General features: G+C 59.9%; 22 protein-coding genes. 6 read left to right on the top strand and 16 right to left on the bottom strand.

Annotated elements, in window-relative coordinates; genetic code table 11:
* Positions 1 to 64: 64 nt before the first annotated feature.
* A complete protein-coding gene (locus FXO12_RS24110) occupies positions 65 to 781 on the top strand; it encodes a hypothetical protein (protein ID WP_057975054.1) in 717 nt (238 codons plus the stop codon).
* 48 nt (positions 782 to 829) lie between these two features.
* Here FXO12_RS24110 and FXO12_RS24105 read toward each other — a convergent pair whose 3' ends face one another.
* The 3 genes from FXO12_RS24105 to FXO12_RS24095 form a co-directional block, all read right to left on the bottom strand.
* Entirely contained in the window at positions 830 to 2,029 is a 1,200-nt protein-coding gene (locus FXO12_RS24105) for an MFS transporter (RefSeq protein ID WP_173647456.1), read from the bottom strand.
* A 175-nt stretch (positions 2,030 to 2,204) separates the two neighbouring features.
* The gene (locus tag FXO12_RS24100) at positions 2,205 to 2,912 is read right to left on the bottom strand and encodes a helix-turn-helix transcriptional regulator (protein WP_054896959.1); all 708 of its coding nucleotides are present in this window, start codon (positions 2,910 to 2,912) and stop codon (positions 2,205 to 2,207) included.
* 84 nt (positions 2,913 to 2,996) lie between these two features.
* Positions 2,997 to 4,079, bottom strand: a complete 1,083-nt coding sequence (locus tag FXO12_RS24095; protein WP_054896960.1) for a pyridoxal phosphate-dependent aminotransferase — start codon at positions 4,077 to 4,079, stop codon at positions 2,997 to 2,999.
* A 211-nt stretch (positions 4,080 to 4,290) separates the two neighbouring features.
* Here FXO12_RS24095 and FXO12_RS24090 point away from each other — a divergent pair, with 211 nt between their 5' ends.
* Positions 4,291 to 4,896: a helix-turn-helix transcriptional regulator gene (locus tag FXO12_RS24090; protein WP_080757657.1), complete on the top strand. Its 606-nt coding sequence runs from the start codon at positions 4,291 to 4,293 to the stop codon at positions 4,894 to 4,896.
* Positions 4,883 to 5,746, top strand: a complete 864-nt coding sequence (locus tag FXO12_RS24085) for a queuosine precursor transporter (protein ID WP_014719862.1) — start codon at positions 4,883 to 4,885, stop codon at positions 5,744 to 5,746. The genes FXO12_RS24090 and FXO12_RS24085 overlap by 14 nt, the downstream gene beginning before the upstream one ends.
* 107 nt (positions 5,747 to 5,853) lie before the next feature.
* Here the strand turns inward: FXO12_RS24085 and queC are convergent, their stop codons facing one another.
* From queC to hmpA, 8 genes are all read right to left on the bottom strand, one after another.
* Complete coding sequence (gene queC, locus FXO12_RS24080) at positions 5,854 to 6,552, bottom strand: 7-cyano-7-deazaguanine synthase QueC (protein ID WP_057975053.1); 699 nt, start codon at positions 6,550 to 6,552, stop codon at positions 5,854 to 5,856.
* Between the two features lie 152 nt (positions 6,553 to 6,704).
* The gene (cyoE, locus tag FXO12_RS24075) at positions 6,705 to 7,592 is read right to left on the bottom strand and encodes a heme o synthase (RefSeq protein ID WP_003194050.1); all 888 of its coding nucleotides are present in this window, start codon (positions 7,590 to 7,592) and stop codon (positions 6,705 to 6,707) included.
* Between the two features lie 11 nt (positions 7,593 to 7,603).
* Positions 7,604 to 7,939, bottom strand: a complete 336-nt coding sequence (gene cyoD / locus FXO12_RS24070; RefSeq protein WP_003194051.1) for a cytochrome o ubiquinol oxidase subunit IV — start codon at positions 7,937 to 7,939, stop codon at positions 7,604 to 7,606.
* A complete protein-coding gene (locus FXO12_RS24065; RefSeq protein WP_003194052.1) occupies positions 7,939 to 8,565 on the bottom strand; it encodes a cytochrome o ubiquinol oxidase subunit III in 627 nt (208 codons plus the stop codon). The genes cyoD and FXO12_RS24065 overlap by 1 nt, the downstream gene beginning before the upstream one ends.
* 3 nt (positions 8,566 to 8,568) lie before the next feature.
* Positions 8,569 to 10,587, bottom strand: coding sequence for a cytochrome o ubiquinol oxidase subunit I (gene cyoB / locus FXO12_RS24060; RefSeq protein ID WP_003194053.1), 2,019 nt, complete (start codon positions 10,585 to 10,587; stop codon positions 8,569 to 8,571).
* A 3-nt stretch (positions 10,588 to 10,590) separates the two neighbouring features.
* Positions 10,591 to 11,532, bottom strand: coding sequence for a ubiquinol oxidase subunit II (gene cyoA, locus FXO12_RS24055; RefSeq protein WP_034128724.1), 942 nt, complete (start codon positions 11,530 to 11,532; stop codon positions 10,591 to 10,593).
* 793 nt (positions 11,533 to 12,325) lie between these two features.
* Positions 12,326 to 12,832 carry a disulfide bond formation protein B gene (locus tag FXO12_RS24050; protein ID WP_047711744.1) on the bottom strand — a complete coding sequence of 169 codons (507 nt, stop codon included), beginning with the start codon at positions 12,830 to 12,832 and terminating at the stop codon, positions 12,326 to 12,328.
* A gap of 222 nt (positions 12,833 to 13,054) precedes the next feature.
* Positions 13,055 to 14,236: an NO-inducible flavohemoprotein gene (hmpA, locus tag FXO12_RS24045; protein ID WP_057975051.1), complete on the bottom strand. Its 1,182-nt coding sequence runs from the start codon at positions 14,234 to 14,236 to the stop codon at positions 13,055 to 13,057.
* A 147-nt stretch (positions 14,237 to 14,383) separates the two neighbouring features.
* Here hmpA and norR point away from each other — a divergent pair, with 147 nt between their 5' ends.
* Entirely contained in the window at positions 14,384 to 15,931 is a 1,548-nt protein-coding gene (gene norR / locus FXO12_RS24040; protein WP_054921562.1) for a nitric oxide reductase transcriptional regulator NorR, read from the top strand.
* 52 nt (positions 15,932 to 15,983) lie between these two features.
* Here the strand turns inward: norR and FXO12_RS24035 are convergent, their stop codons facing one another.
* Complete coding sequence (locus FXO12_RS24035) at positions 15,984 to 16,922, bottom strand: DMT family transporter (RefSeq protein ID WP_057975050.1); 939 nt, start codon at positions 16,920 to 16,922, stop codon at positions 15,984 to 15,986.
* A gap of 136 nt (positions 16,923 to 17,058) precedes the next feature.
* Between FXO12_RS24035 and FXO12_RS24030 the strand changes: the two genes are divergently transcribed.
* Complete coding sequence (locus FXO12_RS24030; protein WP_057975162.1) at positions 17,059 to 17,934, top strand: helix-turn-helix domain-containing protein; 876 nt, start codon at positions 17,059 to 17,061, stop codon at positions 17,932 to 17,934.
* Here the strand turns inward: FXO12_RS24030 and FXO12_RS24025 are convergent.
* The 3 genes from FXO12_RS24025 to FXO12_RS24015 all read right to left on the bottom strand — a co-directional run bounded on the left by FXO12_RS24025 (position 17,931) and on the right by FXO12_RS24015 (position 24,290).
* A complete protein-coding gene (locus FXO12_RS24025; protein ID WP_057975049.1) occupies positions 17,931 to 20,426 on the bottom strand; it encodes a LuxR C-terminal-related transcriptional regulator in 2,496 nt (831 codons plus the stop codon). The genes FXO12_RS24030 and FXO12_RS24025 overlap by 4 nt on opposite strands.
* Positions 20,427 to 21,113: 687 nt before the next feature.
* Positions 21,114 to 22,472, bottom strand: a complete 1,359-nt coding sequence (locus tag FXO12_RS24020; protein WP_054921552.1) for a DUF1329 domain-containing protein — start codon at positions 22,470 to 22,472, stop codon at positions 21,114 to 21,116.
* A 27-nt stretch (positions 22,473 to 22,499) separates the two neighbouring features.
* Positions 22,500 to 24,290, bottom strand: a complete 1,791-nt coding sequence (locus FXO12_RS24015; RefSeq protein ID WP_014719872.1) for a DUF1302 domain-containing protein — start codon at positions 24,288 to 24,290, stop codon at positions 22,500 to 22,502.
* A gap of 79 nt (positions 24,291 to 24,369) precedes the next feature.
* On the opposite strand from FXO12_RS24015, the gene FXO12_RS24010 reads away from it, so the two are divergent.
* Positions 24,370 to 24,594: a hypothetical protein gene (locus tag FXO12_RS24010; RefSeq protein WP_125919831.1), complete on the top strand. Its 225-nt coding sequence runs from the start codon at positions 24,370 to 24,372 to the stop codon at positions 24,592 to 24,594.
* A 176-nt stretch (positions 24,595 to 24,770) separates the two neighbouring features.
* Here the strand turns inward: FXO12_RS24010 and FXO12_RS24005 are convergent, their stop codons facing one another.
* Positions 24,771 to 25,682: an SDR family oxidoreductase gene (locus FXO12_RS24005; protein ID WP_034128734.1), complete on the bottom strand. Its 912-nt coding sequence runs from the start codon at positions 25,680 to 25,682 to the stop codon at positions 24,771 to 24,773.
* Positions 25,683 to 25,736: the final 54 nt, after the last annotated feature.

Raw genomic sequence — 25,736 nt, 5'->3', positions numbered from 1 at the left:
CCCTCACCCGCTGAAAATGCCCGACGTTTTTTTGTCTCTCCGCATACTACGCAGTGAAATTTTAATGTCTGATTCCTACACCGAAAAATCCGCCGAAGAATCCGTAGTCGCCCTGTACGCCAAAACCGAATACGAAAACGCCATCAATCTTTCACAGCATGTGCCAGCCGCCAAGATCATCAGCGAGATGGTGCTGGACGCGTTTCACACCTCCAAGGAAAGCGACCAGATCCGCGAGCTACGCGTTGCCATCCGCCAGGCCCACGATGCCTTCGACGATGACAAAGCCTATGACCTGATGGGCCAGCTCAAACAATTGAAAGACGCCGAAGCCGCAGACAACGCCGCCCTGGAACACCTGAGCAGCCAGTTCTCGATCAGCCGCATCCTGTCCAGCTTCAAGGACGATCCCGAGTTCCAGGAATTGGTCTATGGCCTGGCCCTCAAAGTGCTTAACCAGTCGCACCAGGCCATCAGCAACCCGAGCGCCGGCAAGGGCAAGGCTGCACGCGCCAAGAAAGACACCGAAGTGTTTGTGATCAGCAAGGATGGCATCAGCGTCACCTTGCCGCTGCGCACGCCGCGCTCCAAGCTCAATGTGGACCGCGAGGCGCTGGAGTTCCTGGGTTTCACCTTTGTGGGCGAAGGCAGCGAGGCGGAACTTGCGAGCGAAACCTTCATCGACAACAGCGGCGCCGAGCAACCGGTCACGCGCAAGAGCATCGTGACCGCGCTGCAACAGCAAAGCGCCTTTGACGGCTACGCCATCGCCGCCCAGTAAGTACTGACGCAACCAGGCGCGCGTGCAAGGCGCAGCGCCGGTTGCCGTCTACGCCTCTTTATTCCACAACACCGCCGAGCTTTTCATCATCCCCACGGCGATTGCGAACAGCAGCAACACACAGCCTGCCAGCAGCCACGGTGACGGCAAGGTTGGCCGGGCCAGCAACATGAACGCCAACGAGGGCGCGATCATCACGCCGATGTTGACGCCCGCCGAGTAGTAGCCGAGGTTGCGGCCCACGCTGTCGCGGCTGGAAATGCTGCTGACGTAGTGGGTGATCGCGGGGAACACAATCATCTCGCCCAGGCTCCACAACACCGTAGCAAGCACCAACAGCGCGCCGACCTGACCAAAGCCCATCAAGAAGAAACCGCAGCCTGCCAGCAACAGGCCAATGATCAGCGAGCGACTGCTCGACAAGTGCGCCATGCGCAGGTTGATCGGCACTTCAAACACAATCACTAGCAACGCATTGATAAAGAAGATGATGCCCACGTAATAGGCCGGCAATTGTGTGTAGTTGATGATGTACGCCGACAGAAAAGTCGGCGGTAATGCGTAAGCCACGTGCACCGGCAGCGCCGCCAACAGGATCACCAGCAGTCGCGAACACTCATGAACCGCCACCTCGGGCAAACCCTCGCCTTTGCCGGCGACAGGTACGCCTTGGGTGGCCTGCCGAGACCGACCAAACCGCAGGCAGGCGGCGAAGGCCAGCAGGGACAGCACGGCATTGATGTAGAAGACCGCGTCGGCATTGCTGAGGAAGATCAAGCTGCCCAGTAGCGGCCCGATGGCCATACCGATGTTGATCGCCAATCGGTTGCAGGAAAACGCCACTTTGCGTGACTCAAGATTACTGTGAGCCACTGTCTCGGAGAACGCGGCCGGTGTGAAGGCTTCGTAACAGGCCCCCCAGAGAAACGACAACAGGAACAGCGCGACCAGGTTATCCACCGAGGGAATGACCAGCAGCAACAGCGCGTTGAACAACAACGAACCGAGAATGACCCGGTTGGCCGAAAACCGCTTGATCACGGCGCCGATGATCAGGTCGGTACACAGGGCGCCCGCGCCATATACACCGACCAACAGGCCTGCCGTACCTGCCGATATCGCGTGTTGATGAATCAGGTACGCCGCGTAAAAAGGAAACGCCAGGGTGCCCGTGCGGAACACCAGCGTGATCATGAACAATGCTTGCAACCGCGCATTAAGGCCGCGCAAGGCGTGAAAAGTACCCATCAGCGCAGCACGCTGGCACAGGTGTGGAGCAAAGCTGCAGAGCGGCTCATCCGGATGTCCTTTCGCAATGGCGGCGCCGGTGTGTCCGGCGCCAAACTCCATAGCTGGGCAAACTAATGCAGCACTGTGCGGCGAACAAGCTACCCATTTGGACAGGTAGGCGGTGATTGCGGCCTCAGGCCGGGTGGCGGATATAGCCCAATTGCAGGGCCTTGCCGATTGCTGATTTGCCGTTGCTGACCTGCAATTTGCCGAAGATATTCTTCATATGAAACTTGACCGTATGGGAGGTCATCGACGTCAGGAGTGCCACTTCGTTGTAGGTCTTGCCCAGGCTGACCCAGGACAATACTTCGGTTTCCCTTGGGGTCAGCACCGTCTGTTGTTCGACAGGCGCCGCGTGATCTTCCAGGGCCTCGTCGTACATCGAGACCAACAGCATCTGCAGTTCACTTTGATGGGCCAGCACGGTCTCGCGAAATTGCCGATGTTCGCCGAAGCTGCACAGATTGAGCACCGAGTAGAAGCCGCGATTGCCATGCACGATAAAACTGGCGCCCTCGCCAACGGGTTTGTAGGGGCCCGGCACCGGCACCGCCTCATCGGCCACGGCCAGCAGGTGTTCATCACTCCAGAAAAATGGTTTGATCCGCGTACGGGTCAATGAAACCAGCTCGCCACGCCGGTAGAAATCGTCGGCCGTGTCGGAAGGCTCCATGGCCTCGGGGTAATTGGACACAATCTGCGCTTGGTCCAGCGTCGGCCCACACTGGTAGACCTCGAAGTGTCCCAGGCCACGGCGGCTCAGTTCGGTATCGAGCAAGCGGCGCATATCCTCGGGCAGCATGGGCGATTTTTTATCGGGTTGGCCATTAGGTCGCACGGGTGTCTTCCTTGATCATTCAACCCGGTCGAGCATGCAGCATGCCTGGCTTACCTGTCCAGGCAACGGATGCAAACCCAGGGGCTAGACCTGCGCCGCGAACGCCTCGCGAAAGCGCTCCATCTCCTGCTCATTGCCCACCGTCACCCGCACCCACTGCGGCCAGTCCTGCCACACCCGCCCGACCAGTACATTCCGTGCCGCCAACTGCTCAATCACCTGCTCTGCCGGGCGCTTCACGTCGATCATGAAGCAGTTGCTGTGGGAAACGGTGCAGGTAAAGCCCCGGCCCTTGAGCCAGGCGATCGTCTCATCGCGCAACCTGGCATTGAGCGCTCTGCGTTGGCCCACCAGTTGCGCGTCTTCCAGGCTCGCACGGGCGGCCAGCAAGCTGGCGCCGGCCGGGACGTTGTCGCCGCCGAACACGGCCAACCGCTCCAGTAGCGCCGGGTGGCCGATCGCCAGGCCCAGGCGCGCACCGGCCATGCCATAGATCTTCGAGAAGGTACGCAGTACCAGCAGGTCGTGGTGTTCCTTGACCCAACTTACGCAACTGGGGGCGTCGCAGAAGTCGATATAAGCCTCGTCCACAACCAGCACGCTGCCCTTGGGTTTATTCACCAGAGCGTGGCGGATAGCCTCGGTCGAGGTGAGCGTACCGGTCGGGTTGTTGGGGTTGCACAGGTACAGCATGCCGGCCTGTGGGTCCGCGGCGAGCATGGCGTGCACATCGTGGGCATGCTGGGCGTCGAGGTTAACTTCATGCACCGGCGCCTTGATCGATTCGGCCGCCTGGCGCGGTACTTCGTAGGACGGCGTGGCCATCACCAGGCCGCGGGTCTGGCTGGCGAACGCCAGCACCGCGTAACGCAGGGCAGCCATCGAACCGGCAAATACCCCGATGTTTTCTTCGGCGATGCCTTGTTGCTCGGCAAACAACGCGGCCAATGCATACATGTCCGGGTAAGGGTAACGCCCGGAGGCTGCAATCGCGCGCTCCATCGCCTGGCGAGCCGCGTCTGAAGGGCCGTAGGGGCTTTCGTTATAATTGAGTAGTACCTTGTCAGATTTCGTCGGCGCCGGGCTGGCAAGCGCCCAATTGAGCTGCCCCAACACAGGCAGGGCCGCGCCCAGGGCGAGAAGGGATCGACGACTGACACGCACCATGGTGACTACTCCTTGTAGAGGCGCGAGGGATTCGCGCTGGCCGTTCAGAAGAGTATGACGAGAAAGCCGTTGCCTGATTTACCACCGAGGCGTATCCCTGCACTCAGTACTTTATTGTTGTAGCGGGCGCATGCAACACTTTCACTGCCGCGAACCGTCAAGAATGGGTTCTGCCGGCATGGACTGATGACTAAATGGAAGTGGTGAGCACTTGATACACAGACGGGAAAAAACCGAGCACTTGAAGAGCAACATCAAGTACTTGATCAAGAGTCGTGGCGAAACCCAGCTTTCGTTAAGCAGTGCCGCCGGCCTGACCAGGACCACCATCTATAACATCCTGGAAGGCAAGGTCGTTAACGTACAGCAGTCGACGATACGCAAGATCTCTGACTTCTTTGGCGTCTCCTACGAAGAAATCGAGACGATCAGTTTTGAAGCCAAGGAAGTCATCGAGAGCAATGTTTCCCCACTGGGTAACAAGAACCCGGCGGCAGTGCCTGTGCTCAAGGAAAGCCTGCTCATGCAAAGCCTGGGCAAGCGCATCGGTGAGCTGGCCACGCTTCATCCGCTGACCTACTACTTTGGCAGCGCCTGCAACCTGATCGGCGTGCGCCTGGAGCACGGGATTCCCGGCCTCAATGAACCGGGGGACTTGCTGATCGTGCAGAAAGGCTCGTCGAGCGACGATAAAGAAAAACTGGTGTACGACCGCGCCACCAAGAAGCTGTTCATCACCCTCGAACCCTGCGGGAACTCAGAGCGTTTGTGTGTCATCGGCGACATCCTTGAGGAGCGCTTCAATGACAACGTCTGAGGGCGCCGTGGAAAACAGCAAATACAAGTTGCTGGGCTTTGAAAACGACAAGCGCCTGGCGGTGATCATGGTGATCGCCACGGGCAAGGTCCTCAAGATCAAGCTGAGTGAAGTGCTCAGCAGTGAAATGATGGACAACTTCAACAAGATGGAAATCAAGAACCTGTACAAGAAGTTCTACTCCCAAGGCGGAACGCTGACCGCCTACGATATAAACGACCGCAATGAAAACTCTTGGATGATCTACATCATCCTGAACTTGCTGCTGTTCACCTTCTATATCTTCACCAGCATTGCCGCGACCAAACCGATTTACCTGGAGTCGTTGGGCATCATCGTCACGCCGGGCACGTTCCTGTACCCGCTGACCTTCTTGATCGTGGACTTGCTCAACGAGAATTTTGGCTTGCGCCTGGCCAGGCGAGCCATTCTGTTTGCGTTTGCCAGCAACGCGATGATCATCATCCTGCTGTATGGCTCCACGTTCCTGCCGGGGCTACCGGGCTGGAAGCTGGATGGGCCTTATACCGACGTGATCCTGCAAGTGTCGTCGGTGCTGGTGGCCTCTTCGGTGTCGTTCCTGGTGTCGGAGAATATAAATTCCTACTTGCTGTGCAAGATCAAGGAGCTGACCAACTCCAGGTATCTATACCTGCGGATATTCCTCAGTACGTTCTTTGCGGTGATTATCGACAGCTTCCTGTTCTGCTTTATCGCCTTCTACGGGGCGATGCAGACCAGCGACATCCTCAGCATGATCTATGTACAGATCGCGATCAAAGTCGGCTTTGCGTTCTTCAACATCCTGCCGGCCTACGGGGCACGTTCATTGTTCAAGCGCTATCAATAATCCTGTAGGAGCGAGCTTGCTCGCGAAGAACGTCAACGATCACGCAGCGCATCTGGTGGAACGCGGCGCTCTCAGGTTTTTCGCGAGCAAGCTCGCTCCTGCAAGGGTTATTTGAGTTGCAACTTGTGCTTGAGGCTCTGCATGACAGGTGCCTTGTTCTGCAGGTAGTCATTCAAGCCCCGAGCGCGCAGGTTGCACGCGTCACACTCGCCACAGCCGGTACCGATGATGCCGTTGTAGCAAGTCAGCGTCTGCTCGCGCACCAGCTCCAGTTGCCCGTGGTAATCGGCCAGGGCCCAGGTCTCGGCCTTGTTCAGCCACATCAACGGCGTGTCCAGGCGCACGTCGTATTCCATGCCCAGCTTGAGGGCCTGGTTGAGTGCTTTGACAAACTCATCCCGGCAATCGGGGTAGCCTGAGAAGTCGGTTTCGCACACACCGGTGATGACGGTCTCGGCCTTCACTTGATAGGCGTAAATCGCAGCCAGGGTCAGAAACAGGATGTTGCGCCCCGGCACAAAGGTGCTCGGCAGGCTTTCACCCGAGCTGTTCACGGTCGGCACCGGGATGTTGTCGCGCGTCAGGCTACTGATCGCCAGCTCATTGAGCAGGGACACATCCATCACTTTGTGCACAGTGGCACCCAACTGCTTGGCCAATTTCTGGGCCACTTCGATTTCTGCCACATGGCGCTGGCCGTAATCAAAGGTAATGCAGTGCACTTCGTCATACAGCGGCAGGGCCTGGATCAGACAGGTGGTCGAATCCTGCCCGCCACTGAAGACCATCACGGCTTTTTTACTCATTGCATTGCTTCCTGCATTTGTAGAATGGGGGGTAGGAGCGAGCTCGCTCGCGAAAAACGTCAACGATAACGCAGCGTATCCGGTTTAGCGCAGCGCTCAATAAAAAACCCCGCGCGACTTTCGAAGGCGGGGCTTTTTTACTGCAAGACCACTCAGTGGGCGTAGGTCAGCAACAGCTCTTTCGGCACTTGGAAATCCAGGGACATCATCACGCTGAGCGCGGTGATGGTGAAAATCGAGAACACGAACAGCTTGCGCGCCCAGACGGTGTCATCCACCGCCTTGTAGCCGGTCCAGGCCATGTACAACCAGTACATGCCCATCGCGGCGGCGACGGCGAGGTAGCTCATGCCGGCGTAGCCACTGAAGGTCAACATCAAGGTCGCCACGAGGAAGGCCAGGATGTAGAGCAGGATGTGTTTCTTGGCCACCTGGATGCCACGCTTGACCGGCAATACCGGAATCGACGCAGCCAGGTAGTCATTGAAGCGGAAAATCGCGATGGCGTAGGAATGCGGCATCTGCCACAGGCTGAACATCACCAGCAGCGTCAGCGCGGCCATGTCGAAGCTATTGGTCACAGCTACATAACCAATCACCGGCGGCATTGCCCCCGACAGACTGCCCACTAGCGTGCCGTGAACCGACTTGCGCTTGAGGTACAGGCTGTAGAGGCCGACGTAGATGACAAAACCGATCACGGCAAACAGCGCCGCCAACGGGTTGGCCACCTTGTACAACAGGGCCACACCGGCAACACCCAGGACGGTCGCATAGATCAGTGCCAGCTTCAGGGAGATGAGGCCCTGGACCAGCACGCGATTCTTGGTGCGCTCCATCTTGATGTCGATGTCACGGTCGATGCAGTTGTTGAATACGCAACCGGAAGCAACCACCAGGGACGTACCGATCATTGCAGCCAGGAAGATGGCCAGATCGACATGTCCCTTGGAGGCCAGGAAGAAACCGCCCGCCACAGAAAGCACGTTACCGAAAATGATCCCCGGTTTGGTGATTTGGATAAAGTGCTTAAGCGACATCGGGTCTTACCTCACTTCGCCATCATGTAGGTGTGGATGCTGAACATGATCCACAGCGACAGACCAACCAGCAGAACGATCACCAGGCCTGCGAACACAAACGCGATCACGTTCTCGCGCTGCTCTTTGGAGCGGTCCAGGTGCAGGAAGTACACCAGGTGAACCAGAACCTGAATCACCGCGAACGCCAGGACGATCATCAAGGTGATCGACTTCGGCAAGGTTGGGTACATCACCAGGCCGAACGGGATCAGGGTCAGGATGACCGACAGGATGAAGCCGATGGCGTAAGACTTTACGCTGCCGTGGCTTGAATCGTGGCTGTCATGGGAGTGTGCATTAGCCATTACAGAGTCCCCATCAAGTAAACGACGGTGAATACGCAGATCCAGACCACGTCCAGGAAGTGCCAGAACAGGCTCAGGCAGCTAAGGCGGGTCTTGTTGGTGTTGGTCAGGCCGTGCTTATTGACCTGATACATCATCACTGCCATCCACAGCAGGCCAGCGGATACGTGCAGACCGTGGGTGCCGACCAGCGTGAAGAACGCCGACAGGAAACCGGAACGGTGCGGGCCGTAGCCTTCGGAGATCAGCAGGTGGAACTCGTTGATCTCCATGCCGATGAAGCCCAGGCCGAACAGGAAGGTCAGGCCCAGCCAGCTCAGTACGCCCTTCTTGTTGCCCTTGTAGAAGGCCAACATGGCGAAGCCGTAGGTGATCGAACTGAACAACAGCAAGGCGGTTTCGCCGAGCACGTAAGGCAGTTCGAAGATGTCGTGGCCCGACGGGCCACCCGCTACGTTGTTTACCAGTACCGCGTACACCGCGAAGATCGACGCAAACAAGATGCAGTCGGTCATCAGGTAGAGCCAGAAACCGTAGACGGTTATCGGCCCCGAGTCGTGGTGGTGGTCATCGTGCCCATGGTCATCGACATGGGCGTGTCCAGCATTGGTCACTAAGTTCGACATGGTTTAAGCCTGTTCCAACGAGGTTTCTACACGGTTGGCCGGGATCTTCTTCTCGGCTACCAGGCGAGCGTGCTGCTCGGCTTCGATGCGTTCGATCGTTTCGACCGGCACCATGTAGCCTTGATCATCACGGGCAGCGTGAATGATGAAGTAACCGATAGTGCCCACCAGGCTCGCGATTGCCAGCCACCAGATGTGCCAGATCATCGCGAAACCGAACACGGTCAACAGCGCACCCATCACCACGCCAGTGGCGGTGTTGTTTGGCATGTGGATCGGCTCGTAGTGCTTGGGCTTCTGGTACGCAGTACCGTCTTCCTTGGCTTCGGTGAACGCATCAATGGTGTTCGCAGTAGGGATCACGGCGAAGTTGTAGAACGGTGGTGGCGACGAGGTCGACCATTCCAGGGTGTGGCCGTTCCATGGGTCGCCGGATTCGCACATGTTCTGCTTGCGATCACGCACGCTGACGTACAGCTGGATCAGCTGGCAGGCGATACCCACAGCGATCATCACCGCACCGAACATGGCAACGTACAGGTACGGTACCCACTCAGGGTTGGTGGTGGCGTTCAGACGACGGGTCATGCCCATGAAGCCCAGTGCATAGAGCGGCATGAACGCGACGAAGAAGCCCGAGATCCAGAACCAGAACGCAGCCTTGCCCCAGCCTTCGTGCAGCTTGAAGCCGAACGCTTTCGGGAAGTAGAAGCTGAAACCAGCGATGTAGCCGAATACAGCACCACCGATGATCACGTTGTGGAAGTGGGCGATCACGAACAGGCTGTTGTGCAGCACGAAGTCAGCACCCGGGATGGCCAGCAGTACGCCGGTCATGCCGCCGATGGCGAAGGTCACCATGAAGCCCAGGGTCCACAGGACCTGGCTGGTCATGCGCAGACGACCGTGGTAGATGGTGAACAGCCAGTTGAATAGCTTCACCCCCGTCGGGATGGAAATCAGCATCGTCGCCAGGCCGAAGAAGGCGTTGACGCTGGCCCCCGAACCCATGGTGAAGAAGTGGTGCAGCCACACCATGAAGCCCAGTACGGAGATCGCGCCAGAGGCGTAGACCATCGAGTGGTGACCGAACAGGCGCTTGCCGGTAAAGGTCGAGATCACTTCGGAGAAAATACCGAACGCTGGCAGGATCAGGATGTACACCTCAGGGTGACCCCATGCCCAGAACAGGTTCACGTACATCATTGGATTGCCACCAAGTTCATTGGTGAAAATGTGGAAATCCAGGTAACGGTCAAGCGACAGCAGCGCCATGGTAGCGGCCAGGATCGGGAACGAAGCCACGATCAGCACGTTTGCCCAGGTGCAGGTCCAGGTGAAGATCGGCATGTCCATCAGTTTCATGCCAGGGGCGCGCATTTTCAGGACGGTGGCCAGGAAGTTGACCCCCGTCAATGTCGTCCCGAGCCCTGATAACTGTAGCGCCCAGATGTAGTAGTCCACACCCACGCCCGGACTGTATTGCAGCCCCGACAATGGCGGATACGCAACCCAACCGGTCTTGGCGAATTCGCCGACGCCCAGGGAAACGTTGATCAGCACCACGCCGGACACCAGCAGCCAGAAGCTCAGGGAGTTCAGGAACGGGTAGGCAACGTCACGCGCACCAATCTGCAGCGGCAAGGCAAGGTTCATCAAGCCGGTGAAGAAAGGCATCGCCATGAAGATGATCATGATCACACCGTGGGCGGTGAAGATCTGGTCATAGTGTTCAGGTGGCAGGTAGCCAGGCGAACCCTCGGTGGCCATGGCCAACTGGGTACGCATCATGATGGCGTCGGCAAAACCACGCAGCAGCATGACCATGGCAACGATGACGTACATGACGCCGATTTTCTTGTGGTCGACCGAGGTCAACCACTCGGTCCACAGGTAGGACCACTTCTTGAAATAGGTGATACCCGCAACCAGCGCCAAACCACCCAGCGCGATCATGGCGATAGTCACCATTACGATCGGCTCGTGGAATGGGACCGCGTCCCAACTTAATTTACCAAACATCGTTTACTCCTCTGCCCCAGCAGTTGAATGCGCGCCTGTATCAGAACCTTCAACCGCGGCCACTTCTTTCTTCTCGTGCTTGACCGGCTTGCCTGGCTTCATACCTTCGTACTTGTCGACGATTTTCTGAAACAGGTCCGGCTCATACGCGGAGTACAAGGCGACAGGGTTGTTCTGGCTCGGTTTGGTCAGAGCGTCGTATTCAGCTTGATCAAGCTGTTTAGGTGCGGCCTTGACTGCAGCTACCCAGGCGTCGAAATCTTCCTGGCTTGTCGAGATCGCTTTGAATTTCATGCCGGTGAAGCCAGCGCCGCTGTAGTTGGCGGAGATGCCTTCCATTTCAGCTTTCTGGTTGGCGATCAGGTGCAGGCGGGTCTGCATGCCTGCCATCGCGTAGATCTGGCCACCCAGTGCAGGGATGAAGAACGAGTTCATCACGGCGTCGGAGGTGATCCGGAAATTAAGCGGGGTGTGCTCCGGGAAGCGGATCTCGTTGACAGTGGCGATACCCAGGTCCGGGTAGATGAACAGCCACTTCCAATCCAGCGCGACCACCTGGATGTTCACAGGTTTGACGTCGGACTCCAGCGGACGATACGGGTCCAGCGCGTGGGTCGACTTATAGGTGACGTAACCCAGGGCGATGATGATGAGGATCGGAACCAACCACACCGCGATCTCGATCTTGGTGGAGTGCGACCACTTCGGCGCATAGGTGGCGCTGGTGTTGGACGCGCGGTATTTCCAGGCGAAGGCGAAGGTCATCACGATCACAGGCACCACAACCAGCAGCATCAGCAGGGTAGCGGTGATGATCAGGTTTCGTTCATCCAGACCGACCTGTCCTTTTGGGTCGAGCAAGGTCCACTTGCAGCCTCCCAGCATTAACATCATGCCAAGCAGCGGCAAAAAGCCTAGTAATCGGGGGTACCTGTTTTTACTCATCTCACGACCTCTAAAGCAGCTTGCGCAATGCAGTTGGGTTTTGATCGCCAACACTTCACCCTGCCAAGGGTTGGCATTTCTCTTCGATTGAATAAGAGCCTGCCCGACACGTCATGACTGTACGTTTCACGGACCTGCAGTGAGTTCTTATTCGATTTCGTGGCTAAAGGCCTTGTTACAGACCAATTCCATTTGGTGCGGATAGTTGAAAGGCTGCCGGAACCTGGGGTCGCATTGAGCCTTCCATCTGCTCCTCGACCGCTCCAATGCTCAAATATTGAACAGCACCGGACATTCAGTGCGGGCGATTGTAGTTAGCTAGCGATGTATAAACCATGTCTTATAGAGAAATAATTTTTATCGATTCCAGCAACAATCCTTCACCAAAGTTGCAAAGATTCGCGATCTTATCGCGTTCGATTCTCAACAAAAACCACAAAAATTGCCGTGTTATTGGGCACAGTGCCACTTCCCTTACGGCCTGTAAGGGCATGCCAAGGGTATCCAAGTGCCCATAAAACAAGGCATTCATAGATGCTTCAGGGATTGGGGCCGCACACGAATCGGGCCGCCGTGGGAACCACGAACTGACAGCACAATTTGTACGTGGGGTGCAAATCCAAGGGCCGATTTGGCGGGTCAGAAACGTCCTGCGACAACGTTCATGTGACAACATGTCGCATGCTGCGCGCACCTTCCGTTGCCCCTCGTCACGGTGCTTTCACAAATCCCTACAAACAAAAACGCTCCGCCTTCATTCAGAAGCAACGGAGCGTTCGGCAGGCGCGGCGGTTCAGGCTTTGGGATGACGGTTGCGATAGATGCACAGGGGCACCAGGATCGCCGTCAGCACGAATGCAACCAGCGCCCATTGGGCCAGGGACAGGCCGAGGACCGGTGGGTAGGGGGTGCTGCAAAAGCCGTCGACCTGGAAGCCCAGGGGAAACACCTTGGCCAGGGGCAGGTCGTCAACGATCGGCTGCAACACATCGATGCCGCAGCTGACCTGGGGAAAGAACTGGGTGTACACATGGTGGCCGGCCGCAGCCACGCCACCCAAGGCGCTGAGCACCACCAACCCTTCGAAGAACGTCAGCGCGCCCTTGGTGCGCATGGCCGCGCCGATGAACGCGAAGAGCGCAATCAGCAGCAAGGCGTAGCGTTGCAGAATGCACAGCGGGCACGGTGCTTCGCCCAGTACCACTTGCATGTACAGCGCCCCGCCAATCAGCGCCAGGCAGATGATGCCCAGCAACACCAGAAAGCGCCGCTCCCTGCCTAAACGCATGTCGTCAATCATCCCCGTCTTTCCCTTTCTCTGATTATGGTTGTGCCTGATGGCAACAAGTTTACACACAGGCAGTGGTTAAAACAGAGGGGGGTTAACAGCGGATTAATCGTGGCAAATGTAGTGATTGTGCGGACGCCATCGCGGGCAAGCCCGGCTCCCACATTGGAATGCGATCCTCTGTGGGAGCCGGGCTTGCCCGCGATAATGCCGATAGGGTCAATTGGCCAAATTCTATTCCAGCGCCGCCGCCGGGCCAAAGAACTCATAGCGCGCCTGCTTCTCCGGCACACCCAGCGCCTTGAGATGCCGCTTGATCGCCGCCATGAAGCCCTTGGGGCCCAAGAAGTAAGCATCAATATCACGCTGCTCAGGCAACCAGGCCGCCAGTTGCTCCTGGTTGAGCATCCCGACCTTGTCTGCCGCCGGGCTGATGCCGTCATCCTCGGCGTAGCAGTAGAAACGCTTGAGCTGCGGATGCTTGGCCGCCAGGGTGTCCACCCAGTCACGGAACGCATGCACCCCGCCGTTACGGGCACAATGGATGAAATGCACCGGGCGCTCGGTTGCCAGGGCGGCTTCGAGCATCGGCAGCGTGGGCGTAATGCCTACCCCGCCGCTGATCAGCACCAGCGGTTTATCACTGGCGGCCAGGGTGAACTCGCCCGACGGAGGGAACAGGTCAATGGTCGCGCCGACATGCATCTGGTCGTGCAGGTAATTGGAGACCCGCCCGCCCGCTTCGCGCTTGACGCTGATGCGGTACAGCCCGGTGTCGGTGAGGGCCGACAGGGAATAGTTGCGACGCACTTCCTCGCCATCGAGCACCAGTTTCAGGCCGATGTACTGGCCGGGCGCTGCGGCCAGGATCGGGCCGTTGTCCACCGGCGCGAAGTAGAAGGAGATGATCTCGTCGCTCTCCTCCACGCGCTTGACCAACAGGAACGCCCGCGCCCCCCGCCAGCCGCCGGGCGCCTGGGCTTTTTCGTCGTAGATGGCCGCTTCGGCGCCGATCAGAATGTCCGCCAACTGGCCGTAGGCCGCGCCCCAGGCGCTCATGACCTCGGGGGTGGCAATCTCGCTGCCCAGTACTTCAGAAATAGCCCGCAGCAGGCACGTCCCCACGATGGGGTAATGCTCCGGCAAGATCTGCAAGGCCACGTGTTTGTTGATGATCTTGGCCACCAGGTCGCCCAGTTGGTCCAACTGGTCGATATGCCGCGCGTACATCAGCACGCCATTGGCCAGGGCGCGGGGCTGGTCACCGCTGGCCTGGTGGGCCTGGTTGAACAGCGGGCGGACTTCCGGGTACTCGGACAGCATCATGCGATAGAAATGGGTGATCAGCGCTTCGCCGCCGCTTTCCAGCAGGGGCACAGTGGATTTGATGATGGCACGGTCTTGGGCACTAAGCATGGGAGACTCCTGGGTCTTCTTACTGATTGCTTTTAGGCAGTCAGTAATCGTGCCAACTTAAAAATCATTTATTTTCAATAACTTAAATATTGTGTAGTCAGTATGACTTCCTACACTTTATAGTCATAAGGACTACAGGGAGTCATTATGACTGCACAACCACTGCTCACCACCTTACTGCCGCTGGTCGCTGACCTGTCCCGGGACTTGCCCGAAGGCGAGCGCTACCGGCGCCTGCTGCAAGCCATGCGTGCGCTGCTGCCCTGCGACGCCGCCGCGTTGTTACGCCTGGACGGCGAGTGGTTGGTGCCGCTGGCCGTGGACGGCTTGAGCGCCGATACCTTGGGGCGACGCTTCAAGGTCAGCGAACATCCGCGCTTCGAGATCCTGCTGAGCAGCCCCGGCCCTACCCGCTTCGACAGTGACAGCCAATTGCCCGACCCCTATGACGGCTTGGTCGCCGGTTTGCACGGCCAGTTGGAAGTCCACGACTGCATGGGCTGCCCGCTGTTTATCGACGACCAGCCCTGGGGGCTGCTGACCCTGGACGCCCTCGATACCGAGCGCTTTGAACGGGTCGAGCTGGACGCCCTGCAAGCCTTCGCCAGCCTCGCCGCGGCCACCGTCAACGTGGCTGAACGCATCGAGCGCCTGGCGCTGCGGGCCGAAGACGAGCACCAGCGCGCCGAGATCTATCGCCAGGCCAGTGGCCAGCAGCCCAAGGAAATGATCGGCCAGAGCAAAGCGCACAAGCGCCTGGTCGAGGAAATCAACCTGGTCGGCGGCAGTGACTTGACCGTGCTGATTACCGGCGAAACCGGGGTCGGCAAGGAATTGGTGGCCCAGGCGATCCACGCCGCCTCCTCCCGCGCCGACAAACCGCTGATCAGCCTCAACTGCGCCGCCCTGCCCGAGACCTTGGTAGAGAGCGAACTGTTCGGGCATGTGCGCGGCGCCTTTACTGGCGCGTCGAACGAGCGCCGGGGCAAGTTCGAACTGGCCAATGGCGGTACCTTGTTCCTGGATGAAGTGGGTGAGTTGTCGTTGACCGTGCAGGCCAAGTTGCTGCGCGTGCTGCAAAGCGGCCAGTTGCAGCGCCTGGGGTCGGACAAGGAGCACCAGGTGGATGTGCGCCTGGTTGCTGCCACCAACCGCGACCTTGCCGAAGAGGTGCGCAATGGCCGCTACCGTGCCGACTTCTACCACCGTTTGAGCGTCTACCCACTGCAAGTGCCAGCGCTGCGCGAGCGCGGGCGTGATGTGCTGCTATTGGCGGGGTTCTTCCTCGAACAGAACCGCTCACGCATGGGCCTGGGCAGCCTGCGCCTGACCGGAGATGCCCAGGCGGCCCTAACGGCCTACAACTGGCCCGGCAATGTGCGCGAGCTGGAGCACTTGATCGGACGCAGCGCGTTGAAAGCCCTGGGCAACTGCCGCGAGCGCCCCAAGATTCTCAGCCTGAGCGCCCTGGACCTGGACTTGCCCGACGTGACTGCGGCTGCGGCCGAAGAGGCACCGGCCCCTGCCCTCCCGGTGGTCAGCGGCGACCTGCGCCAGGCCACCGAGCATTACCAGCGCCAACTCATCAGCGCCTGCCTGGAACGCCATCAGCACAACTGGGCCAGCGCCGCCCGCGAACTGGGCCTGGACCGCGCCAACCTGGGGCGCATGGCCAAGCGGCTAGGCCTCAAGTGATCGGTGATCGTTCCCACGCTCCGCGTGGGAATGCCTCACCCGACGCTCCGCATCATGGCCTCGAGAGCGGACGCGGAGCGTCCCGAGCGGTATTCCCACGCAGAGCGTGGGAACAATCGAGCGCACGGGCCTTACGAAACACCAGCACATTCCCCAGCATCACCAGCACTAGCCCCATCAACGCCGGCGCCGTCCACTGGTAACCCTCGGCCACGGCCGACACATTCAGCGCCACCACCGGAAACAGCACCGTGCAATACGCCGCTTTCTCCGGCCCCATGCGGCCCACCAGGGTGAGGTACGCGGTAAAACCAATCACCGAGCCTGGGATTACCAGGTACCACAGCGCGCCGATATACCGCGCACTCCAGTCCATCTCGAAGGGAATACCACGTACTGCGCAATAGGTCGCCAGCATCGCCGCCCCATAGGCCATGCCCCAGGCGTTGGTGGTCAGCGGCTTGAGCCCGGCCTTCTGTTGCAGGCTCGATAACAGGTTGCCCGCCGAGAAGCACAGGGTGCCCAGCAGGGCCAAGCCCAGGCCCAACAAGGTTTGCGGGCTGGCGGTATGCCCAACCAGCTCCGGCCAGAATAAAAAGCCCAGCCCCAACAACCCAAGCGCCCCGCCCATCAGCACGTTACGCGCCACCCGCTGGCCGAAAAACACCCGGGCATTGAGCGCGTTCCACAAGGTCGCCGTGGAGAACACCACCGCCACCAGGCCACTGGGGATCCATTGGCTGGCGGTGACAAAGCACATGAAGTTGACGCAGAACAGGCACAGCCCCTGCGCCAGGCAGATCATGTGCCCGCGCCGGTTCATCACCTGCAACTTGCGGCTGAGCAGCAACAGCACGAACAGCACCAGAGCGGCCAGGCCGAAGCGATAGACAATCGACACAGGAATCGCGACCACGCCCAACTGCCATTTGAGGGCGATCCAAGTGGTGCCCCAGATGAGCACCGTGAGTAGATACAGGAAAAGATTCATAGCCGGCTCCGTCGATTGAGCCACAGTGTGGCCTTCAACCCCTTGCAGGCTCTTGCACATTCTTGCGCTTTTGTCGGGCGATGGGCTCACAGCGCCAGCCGTGGAGCGTAGGATGCAGGGTGTCGGAGAACACACCATGCCAGAGCTGCAAACGCTGCACGTCTTCCAAGCCCTCAACCGCTCGCCCCACGCACGCCTGCAAGCCTGCGCCGAGCTCGGTGACGGGTTGGCTGCGGCTGTGTGGAGCAACCACCATGACGCCCAGGATTACCAGGCTCCCAGCCATCACACCTTGTCCTGCTACATCGGCGGTGGCACAGGCACCTTTCGGCGTGATCAGCCTGGCCTCAAGGGCGGCCCCGACAAACTGTGCATCCTGCCGGCCGAGCATCAGTCGGCCTGGGTAATCAATGGCGATATTCGCCTGGCCCACCTGTATTTCAGCCCGGAACAATTTGCCCTCGGCTGCGTCACCCTGCTGGACCGTGAGCCACGGGAGCTGCACTTGCGTGAGGGCACCTTCCTTGAAGACCCGTTCCAGGCCAGGCGTTTTCACCAGTTGGTCAGCCTCAACTGGCACGAGCCCGGCGAGCGCCTGCTGACCAGCAGCCTGGCCCACGAACTGCTCAGCCATACCTTGCTCAACCAGGTCGGCGCCCGCGAAGGCTTGCGCTTGAAAGGCGGGTTGGCCGCGCACCAACGGCGGCGGTTGGTGGAGTACATCGATCAACATATGGAAGACGCCATCAGCCTCGGCCAGTTGGCCGCCATGTGCGCGCTGTCCGAATACCATTTCGCCCGAATGTTCCGCCAAAGCTTCGGCGTGCCGCCCCATCAATACCTGCTGGCACGGCGTCTGGCGCGAGCGAAAAACCTGCTGCGCAGCAGCGTTTTGCCGATCAGTGAGCTGGCCTTGCTGTGCGGTTTTTCCAGCGCCAGTCATTTCAACCAGCGCTTTCGCCACGCCATGGGCGCCACGCCGGGCCAATACCGCCAGGCATTCTGCGCCTAGACCATCAAGCCCAACGTCTTCGCCTTGGCCACCGCCTGGGTGCGTCGCTCTACCCCGAGTTTGCTGTGGATACGCCGCGCATGCGTCTTGACGGTATGCAGGGAGATATACAGGCGATCAGCGATTTCCAGGTTGGAGTTGCCCAGGGCGATCAGTTGCAGCACCTCCAGCTCACGCTGGCTCAGCGGGTTCTGCGCCGCCCCGGCAGGCGCGGCCTGGGGCTCCAGGCCCAGCTCACTCAAAAGTCCCGGGGCGCGTAAACGCAACTCGCGGACCGCCTGCTGCACCTGGCAACGCTCTGCCAGCGCCAAGCCAGCTTGCAGCGACCGACGCGCCAACGCCGGGTCGCCAAGCTGCCAGGTCACTTCACCCAGCACCAGGTGCAATTCGGTTTCCAGGCAAAGCATGCCGCGTTGCCGTGAGGTGTCGAGCAAGGCATTGAGCCGTGCGATAGGTTGCTCGGCACAGCCCAGCTTGACCTCGGCCAGTACCAGCAAATATTCCAGGCGCGGGATCAGCTCCAAGGTGGCCGGCGGTGCCTGCTTGGCGCAAGGCCCGCGAAAGTGGCGCAACACCCGGCGCACGGCTTGCACCGTCAATTCGGCGCGGCCTTGCTGCAACCAGAAGTGCCCACTGACCAACAGCAGTACCGCACGGTACACCGTGTCGGGCACATGGCGCTGCTGCATCAGGCGTTCGGCGTCGCGTAATTGAATGAAGGCCTGCGCGTAGTCGCCACGATTGGCCGCCAATAGCGCCAGGCCCAGAAAGCCGTACAGAACGCGCTTGTCCTGGCTCTGCAGGCACATGCTCAAGCCGGCCTCGAAACATTCGGCGGCCAGGCCGTCCTGGCCCTGACGCAAGGCCAGATGCCCGCGGCGCAGAACAATACGCCCCACCAACGGCCCGGCGTTGAGCCGTTGCCCGGCCAACATCGCTTGCACCGTTTCCAACAGGCTTTGCGCCCGGTACGGCGCGCCACGCTGCTCCAGCAATTGGGCGTGGTCCAACTCCAGCAGGGCCTCCAATACCAGCGAACCGTGGACCCGGGCCAGGCACAGCGCTTCACGGTTCAAGCGTTGGGCGGCCTCCAACTCACCGCGCAGCAAGGCTTGCTGGGTCAGGCCCGAGAGGCACATCAGGCGCGATGTCCAGGCGCTGTCGGGCAACGCTTGCAGGGCTTCGAGAAAGTGCTCGCGGGAGCGTTCGGCGTCGCCGCTCAAATGCAGCAACCAGCCCCACTGCGCCTGCCAGCGCGCCAGCAGATAGCGCTGCGCGGCGGGCGTCGGTTGCGGGGCGAACCGGGCCAGTTGGTCGATGCACAAGGCCGCCTGTTCGAAGCGCCCGGCAAACAACAACGCGGCCGTGAGCAGCCCCACCAGTTGCGCCGACCCCAACATCAATTCATCGCCCTGCTGTTCATGCAGGCGCAACAGCAACACGGCGTTCTGCTGGCGAAACAAATCCTCGAAACTGAAGTGCTGCAACAGGCTCACCGCCACTTCATATTCCTGCGCCAGCAACGCCTGCTCGAACGCGGCCTGGCAGTCACCCTCGGCGCTGAACCATTGGCACGCGCGTCGGTGCCAGGAGCGTTTGGCCGGCCAGGGTTCGTCGCGCAGCAGTCGCGCCAACGGTGGGAAAATGTGGAGCCAGTCGCTGGTGTCTTCCCAGGGCTGGATAAACGCACCCAGTGCCTGCAATTCGCGCAAATGCTCAGCGCCGTCACCACCACCGAACAAGTACTCACACAGGTTCAGGTTGAAACGCGGCAGATGGGCCAGCACGCGCCAGGCCTCAGCCAATGGTGCCGACAAGGTGTTGAACAGCTCATGCTGCAGGTAATCGAGCAGGGTCTTGTCGGGGTGGCCGTCGCCCAACAAGGCGATACGCACACCGGCGCACCAACCGGCGCTGAACTGCATCACGCTGTCGACGCTATGCCCCGGGGCGAGCAGTTGCTCGACTTCCTCAGCGCTGAAAAACAACTCGCTGCACTCCAGCAACTCATCGTCGAGCAACAGGCGTGGCCAATTGCACAACGGGCGCCGTCGCGCGCCCAGCCACCAGGTCAACTGCGGGCTGCCAGCGGCGAGCAAACGGTCCAGCAGCGCATCCAGCTCAGGCGCAGGCGAGCGACAGAAATCATCCAGAAACAACCACGTGGTGTGTGGCCAACGGCCCAAGTCGAGCAATAACGTGGCTTCATCCACAAACGGCAAGCCAAGCTGCTGCGCCAGCCGTGCGCAGAATTCCAAGGGGCTGAGCGCGGCACCGTTGAGTGGCATCCACACCACCTGACAGCCCTTCGGCGCCTGCAGCGCACACTCGGCGAGCAACGCGCTCTTGCCACTGCCTCCCGGTGCGCACAGCAACCTTACCCGCGCCTGCGCCGTCAGCAGAGGCACAGTCAGCCGCGCACGCAACGCATGGTGGGCGGACAGCCGTGGCATAAATCCAGGACGGTCCAGGCAGCGGGTCATGGCGGTCATTGCTGCATCCTGCTGTTTTTATTGTTGCGTCACCCTAGACCTGTGGTTGGCGGTTGTTGAAGAAGTATTCAGCGGGTTGATTGAAGACCATAAAAACCAAGGTATACGCCCTTCAGTGTGGGAGCTGGCTTGCCTGCGATGGCCATAGGTATCTACACAACTTTGGTGCGACGCTGGACCTGTGGCGAGGGAGCTTGCTCCCGTGACGGACTGACAGCCGACGCTTATATACCTGACGCGCCGCAGTCCAAATGTGGGAGCTGGCTTGCCTGCGAAGACGGCCTGACAGTCAACACAGTTGGACCGTGTACATATCCATTCCTGCGGTAACGGCCACTTAGGGTTCCGCTTTTACAGCGGGTCACTTTTGGAAAAGAGCCCGGAATGCCGGCCCAGCCAAAAGTAACCAAAAGGGCTCTTGCCCCACCACTCGGCACCTCGCTTTGGCTCGGTGTGCCCGTAATCCGCCAGCGTGGTTTAACGGGGCGCCTAAGATCAAGATCAAAAACAGATCAAGATCAAGGGCGACTCGCTTCGCATCGTAGTTACCGTCTGCCGCTACAGCCTACAAAGTTGTGTAGATATCTATGCTGCGATGGCGGTGCAACAGCAATCGATGAGCGGCCTGGCCCACCGCTATCGCAGGCAAGCCAGCTCCCACATTTTCAACCTCATTTCAGTGTGGAATCAGCGAACGCCCTCCGATCTCAGTGCAGCCGGGGTGTAGTCCGCCGCCTTGGCCGCGAAGCCGAACACGAAGCTGCTCTTCTCCTCGTTCTTCATGCCCAGCGCGATGTAGCGCCCTGCAATCAGGTCGTACAGGGTTTCCACGGTGTAGGCCGGCACCTGGTGGTCGTAATAGAACTGCGCATGGCCTTCGGCAACGCGCCACAGTTGGCCGCGGCCGTCGTAGTGGTCCACCAGGGCGACTTGCCAGCTGTCTTCGTCGATGAACATATGGCGTTTGGCATAGATGTGCCGCTCGCTGGGCTTGACGGTGCCGACCACTTCCCACACGCGGTGCAACTCGTAACGGGTCAGGTCCTGGTTGATATGGCCGGCCTTGATGATGTCGTCGTACTTGAGGCCCGGCGAATCAAGCTTGTAGCTGTTGTAAGGGATGTACATCTCCTTCTTGCCCACCAGTTTCCAGTCATAACGGTCGGGTGCGCCGGAGAACATGTCGAAGTTGTCGGTAGTGCGCAGGCCGTCGGAGGCGGTACCCGGGCCGTCGTAAGACACCTGCGGTGCACGCCGCACACGGCGCTGGCCGGCGTTGTAGATCCAGGCCAGGCGCGGTTCCTTCACCTGGTCGAGGGTTTCATGCACCAGCAGCACGTTGCCCGCCAGCCGCGCCGGCGCGGTGACCGACTGCTTGAAATAGCTGAGCACGTTGGCGGCCTTGGCCGGGTCGATATCCGGGATAGCTTGCGGCACCGCTACTTCTTCTTCGAAACGGATCGGCGTGTAGCTGCCATTGGTCTGGGGCGTGGCCTGGGTGATGATGCGCCGCAGGTTGCCGCCGTGGTAACGGGTGATGTGATTCCACAGCACCTCGACGCCATTCTTGGGGATAGGGAACGCGTAGTAACGGTTGCCGGTGAAGTTCTCCAGGCCGTTGCCATCGTTGATCGCCTTCACATTCAGGGCGCTTCGCTTGATCGACTCGTAAATGTCCGCCGGCAAGTTGACCGTGCGGTGGCTGGGGTACACCGGGATCTTGTAGGTCTCGGGGTAGCGCTTGAACATCGCCACCTGGCCGTCGGAGAGTTTGTCCTTGTACTTGTCCACCGTGGCGGCGGTGATCACGAACAGCGGTTTTTCGTTAGCGAAGGGGTCGGAGAGGAAGCCCTTGCTGTCCACCGTGCCGGCGTTTTTGGGGATGCCACCGGTCCAGGCGGGGATCGAGCCATCGGCATTGCCGGCTTTTTCGGCGCCGACCGGGGTCAGGGAAGTGCCGAGCTTGGCTGCTTCTTCGGGCGATACCGCCGCCATTACGTTGGCGGCCAATACGCTCAGGGCCAACACTGCAATCATCTTACGCATAGGGTCTTGTCCTTCTTTTAAGCCAGATCAGAAGTTCACGCCGAAGCTGAGGGCGAGGAAGTCGCGGTCGGTCAGGGTGTTGTAGTCACCGCCAAAAAAGTCGGTGTAGCTGAGGCTTGCGGTGTAGGTGCTGCGATAGTCCGCATCCACGCCGACGCTGATGGCCTTGGCGCCTTTGTTGAACAGGCCGTTGGGGCCGTAGCCCGCGACGTCATGGGACCAGGACAGGTTGGGCTTGAGGTTCACACCGGCAATCGCGTTGTTGTAGTCAAGGATCGCCCGCGCCCGGTAGCCCCAGGAGGTGGAGGTGACGAAACCGTCGGTGTCACCTTGAAAACCGTAGGCGCCGTACACCGAGTCTCGGCCATAGCGCAGTTTGGTTTTGTCTTCCAGGCCGGCGACGTGCACCACCGCCGCTTCGCCCACCAGGGTCAGGCGCTCGGCGCCCAGTACCTGGTCGAAGAACTGGGTCATGGTGCTCTGAATCTGGGTGATTTCCTTGCGGCGATAGCCTTTGTTGTCATCGCCGAAATTGCTGCGGATGGGTGAGGCGAGTTGGCCCGCAATGGGGTTGACCAGGGCCAGGGTCAGGTCGGTGGTGTTGAGCTGTACCGGCGCATTGGGCCGATAGCTGATTTCGCCGGTCCACGCCGTGCCCGTGGGCAAGGTGGTGGAGAAACTGGCGCCGAACAGGCGGATGTCTTCCGGGTAATCCAGGTAGTACTGGCCGCGGCCGAGCATGGTGCTTTGCGCCAAACCGCCCCCGGAACCGGGCGCCAGGGCGTTGGCGGTGTTGATGATGCGCCCGATGGTGGCCAGGTTGGTATTGGCGGTCAGGGTGCCGACGGTCGGTGTGCGACTGTGGTAGTTCATGAAGTACAGGCCGTATTCAGTGTCATCACCCAGCCAGCGCAGGGCTGCGCCGAATTGGCCGGAGTCGCGCGCATCGCGGTCACCGGCACGCCGCACAATCACACCTTCATTGGTCACGCCAAACCCTTGGCCAAAGGCAGCCGCCACCGGTTGCAGCGGTCGGATCGCCGGGCTGCCCACGGTGTAGTTATTGGTGCAGCCATCCGCCGCCACGTCCCCGCCGAAGAAGGTGCCGCAGTTGTCGAGCACCGTCTGGTCCCATTCCAGTTGATAGAAACCTTCCACGGTCAGTTGATTGGTCAGGCTCTGGGAGGCAAACAGCATGTTCACCGGGATCAAGCCTTCCTTGATCTCGGCACCGGGCCTGCGGAACGCCGACACGTCGATCGGGTTGATGCTGTTGATGGAGTTACCGATGAAGGTACTTTCGCCCCAACTGACCACCTGCTTGCCGGCGCGCACGGTGCCGGGCAGGTCGCCCAGGGAGTAGTTGTGGTAGACGAAGGCATCGAGGATCTGCGCACCGCTGGACTTGGCGCCTTCCTTGCGGTTGTGGTCGCTGATGGGCTTGAACTCGCGGTCTTCGTCCTTGAGCTCGAAGTCGTACCAATACTTGCCACGCACGAATACCCCGGTGTCGCCGTACTTCAACTCAAGGTCGTGCAGCCCCTTGAAGATCTTGGAGAAGGTCTCGCCCTTCTTGAAGTTGAGGCGCCCGTCATCACCGGTGGACGCCTGGCCCGTCCCGCCATTGACCGTGCCGACCAGGCTTTTGTCGGCATCGCGCATGCCCCAACTGGCGCCGACCGACAGCGAGGAGTCGAATTGCCCTTCGATCTCGCCGATGTTGAACGAAACAGCCTGCGCCTGGGCACAGCAGCCCAGCGCAACCGCAGTGGCCAGCGCCTGTGGCGTGAAGATGGCGCGCATTATTGTTTTTGTCATGCGTCTTCCCCGGTGAGTGACAGAAGGCTCCACCCTACTGCCGCCCTTGAGGGGCGATAAGCGCACCAAGGAGGTATTCGTGTTGTCGCTCGAAAGGATGACGGGGTTCTCTGGCCGGGCGCTGGACCGGGCCATGCATGCGATGGATGAAGGCTTATCAGAGGCATCGATGGTGCCGGGCAATTATTGTCGATTTGGTAATAGTCCTTGTCCCGAACTGCTATTACTCATTCTGTTACAACCGATTATTCTTACCTGGCTTTCAGGGCAAACGGCCCGCTCCCGCAATGGGGAGAAAAGCTGATTTATAACGGATTGATCCTGTAATCAGTCTGTTCCCGGTGTTCACTGACGTTGATTTGTCGCTCCTTGATCCAACGTCTTACTTCGGCCGCTGCCTATGCAGCGGCCTTTTTTATGTCTGCAATAAAACGGGGCGTCATCGACGCCCCGTGGGATTCATTGATTTACCGGCAATGATCAGAGGCTGAACTTCTGCAAGTTGGCCATCATTTCCTTCAGCGCCTCAATATTGTCCTTGGGGTGCGCAGCCCCTTCGAAATCGCAGATCTGCTGCCAGTGCGCGGCCACATCCTCCGGCGAAAAACCGGCCTCGGGATCAAAACCCACACCCAGGCTGCGCTCCCAACGGGTCTTGCCGATCCAGCCGCCACCCACTTCAAACAAGCCTGCGGTTTCCTCACAGGCGTCACTGCCCAGGTACACCACCAGTGGGCTGACCAGTTCCGGCTTGAGGCGCTCGAACACCTGCGGCGGGATCAGCCCTTCGGTCATGCGTGTGCCACCGGTGGGGGCAATCGCGTTGACCAGGATGTTGTTCTTACGCCCTTCCAGCGCCAGGGTACGCGTCAAGCCATACAGGCCCAACTTGGCCATGCCGTAGTTGGACTGGCCGAAGTTGCCGTAGATACCGGACGTCGACGCCGTGAAGATCACCCGGCCATAACCCTGCTCGCGCAAATGCGGCCAGGCGGCGCGGGTGACTTTGTAGGCGCCTTCGACGTGCACCCGGTAAACCAGGTCCCAGTCGCTGTCATCCATTTTATGGAAGGTCTTGTCGCGCAGGATGCCGGCGTTGTTGACCACCACGTCGACCCGGCCGAAGACATCCAGGGCGTTCTGTACGATCTTGTCGCCGTCGGTGACGGAGTCATGGTTGGCTTCGGCAATGCCGCCCGCCGCGCGGATCTGCGCCACCACCCGGTCGGCCGCCGAGGCGTTGGCGCCCTCGCCTTGGGTTGACCCCCCCAGGTCGTTGACCAGCACTTTGGCCCCGTGCCTGGCGAACAGCAGCGCATGGGCCTGGCCCAAGCCACCACCGGCGCCGGTGACGATCACCACCTTATCCTGGAACTGCACTGACTCACTCATACCGAACTCCGCTGGCGACAATGGGAATAGGCAGAGTGTCACGCAAGCAGCCTT

The sequence above is a fragment of the Pseudomonas sp. J380 genome (genome assembly GCF_009827115.1).
Lineage (GTDB): Bacteria > Pseudomonadota > Gammaproteobacteria > Pseudomonadales > Pseudomonadaceae > Aquipseudomonas > Aquipseudomonas paracarnis.
Note: the sequence above shows the minus strand (reverse complement) of the source record. Positions and strands in the feature narration are given on the sequence as shown.

Excerpts from the sequence above, each read along its gene's own strand:
- FXO12_RS24050 (WP_047711744.1), bottom strand. The coding sequence starts at position 12,832 with ATGATTGACGACATGCGTTTAGGCAGGGAGCGGCGCTTTCTGGTGTTG.
- FXO12_RS24030 (WP_057975162.1), top strand. The coding sequence starts at position 17,059 with ATGCCAGAGCTGCAAACGCTGCACGTCTTCCAAGCCCTCAACCGCTCG.
- cyoD (WP_003194051.1), bottom strand. The coding sequence starts at position 7,939 with ATGGCTAATGCACACTCCCATGACAGCCACGATTCAAGCCACGGCAGC.
- FXO12_RS24065 (WP_003194052.1), bottom strand. The coding sequence starts at position 8,565 with ATGTCGAACTTAGTGACCAATGCTGGACACGCCCATGTCGATGACCAT.
- FXO12_RS24025 (WP_057975049.1), bottom strand. The coding sequence starts at position 20,426 with ATGACCGCCATGACCCGCTGCCTGGACCGTCCTGGATTTATGCCACGG.
- FXO12_RS24085 (WP_014719862.1), top strand. The coding sequence starts at position 4,883 with ATGACAACGTCTGAGGGCGCCGTGGAAAACAGCAAATACAAGTTGCTG.
- FXO12_RS24095 (WP_054896960.1), bottom strand. The coding sequence starts at position 4,079 with ATGGTGCGTGTCAGTCGTCGATCCCTTCTCGCCCTGGGCGCGGCCCTG.
- queC (WP_057975053.1), bottom strand. The coding sequence starts at position 6,552 with ATGAGTAAAAAAGCCGTGATGGTCTTCAGTGGCGGGCAGGATTCGACC.
- FXO12_RS24035 (WP_057975050.1), bottom strand. The coding sequence starts at position 16,922 with ATGAATCTTTTCCTGTATCTACTCACGGTGCTCATCTGGGGCACCACT.
- FXO12_RS24015 (WP_014719872.1), bottom strand. The coding sequence starts at position 24,290 with ATGACAAAAACAATAATGCGCGCCATCTTCACGCCACAGGCGCTGGCC.
- cyoA (WP_034128724.1), bottom strand. The coding sequence starts at position 11,532 with ATGAGTAAAAACAGGTACCCCCGATTACTAGGCTTTTTGCCGCTGCTT.
- norR (WP_054921562.1), top strand. The coding sequence starts at position 14,384 with ATGACTGCACAACCACTGCTCACCACCTTACTGCCGCTGGTCGCTGAC.
- hmpA (WP_057975051.1), bottom strand. The coding sequence starts at position 14,236 with ATGCTTAGTGCCCAAGACCGTGCCATCATCAAATCCACTGTGCCCCTG.
- FXO12_RS24110 (WP_057975054.1), top strand. The coding sequence starts at position 65 with ATGTCTGATTCCTACACCGAAAAATCCGCCGAAGAATCCGTAGTCGCC.
- FXO12_RS24105 (WP_173647456.1), bottom strand. The coding sequence starts at position 2,029 with ATGGGTACTTTTCACGCCTTGCGCGGCCTTAATGCGCGGTTGCAAGCA.
- FXO12_RS24020 (WP_054921552.1), bottom strand. The coding sequence starts at position 22,472 with ATGCGTAAGATGATTGCAGTGTTGGCCCTGAGCGTATTGGCCGCCAAC.
- cyoB (WP_003194053.1), bottom strand. The coding sequence starts at position 10,587 with ATGTTTGGTAAATTAAGTTGGGACGCGGTCCCATTCCACGAGCCGATC.
- FXO12_RS24005 (WP_034128734.1), bottom strand. The coding sequence starts at position 25,682 with ATGAGTGAGTCAGTGCAGTTCCAGGATAAGGTGGTGATCGTCACCGGC.
- cyoE (WP_003194050.1), bottom strand. The coding sequence starts at position 7,592 with ATGTCGCTTAAGCACTTTATCCAAATCACCAAACCGGGGATCATTTTC.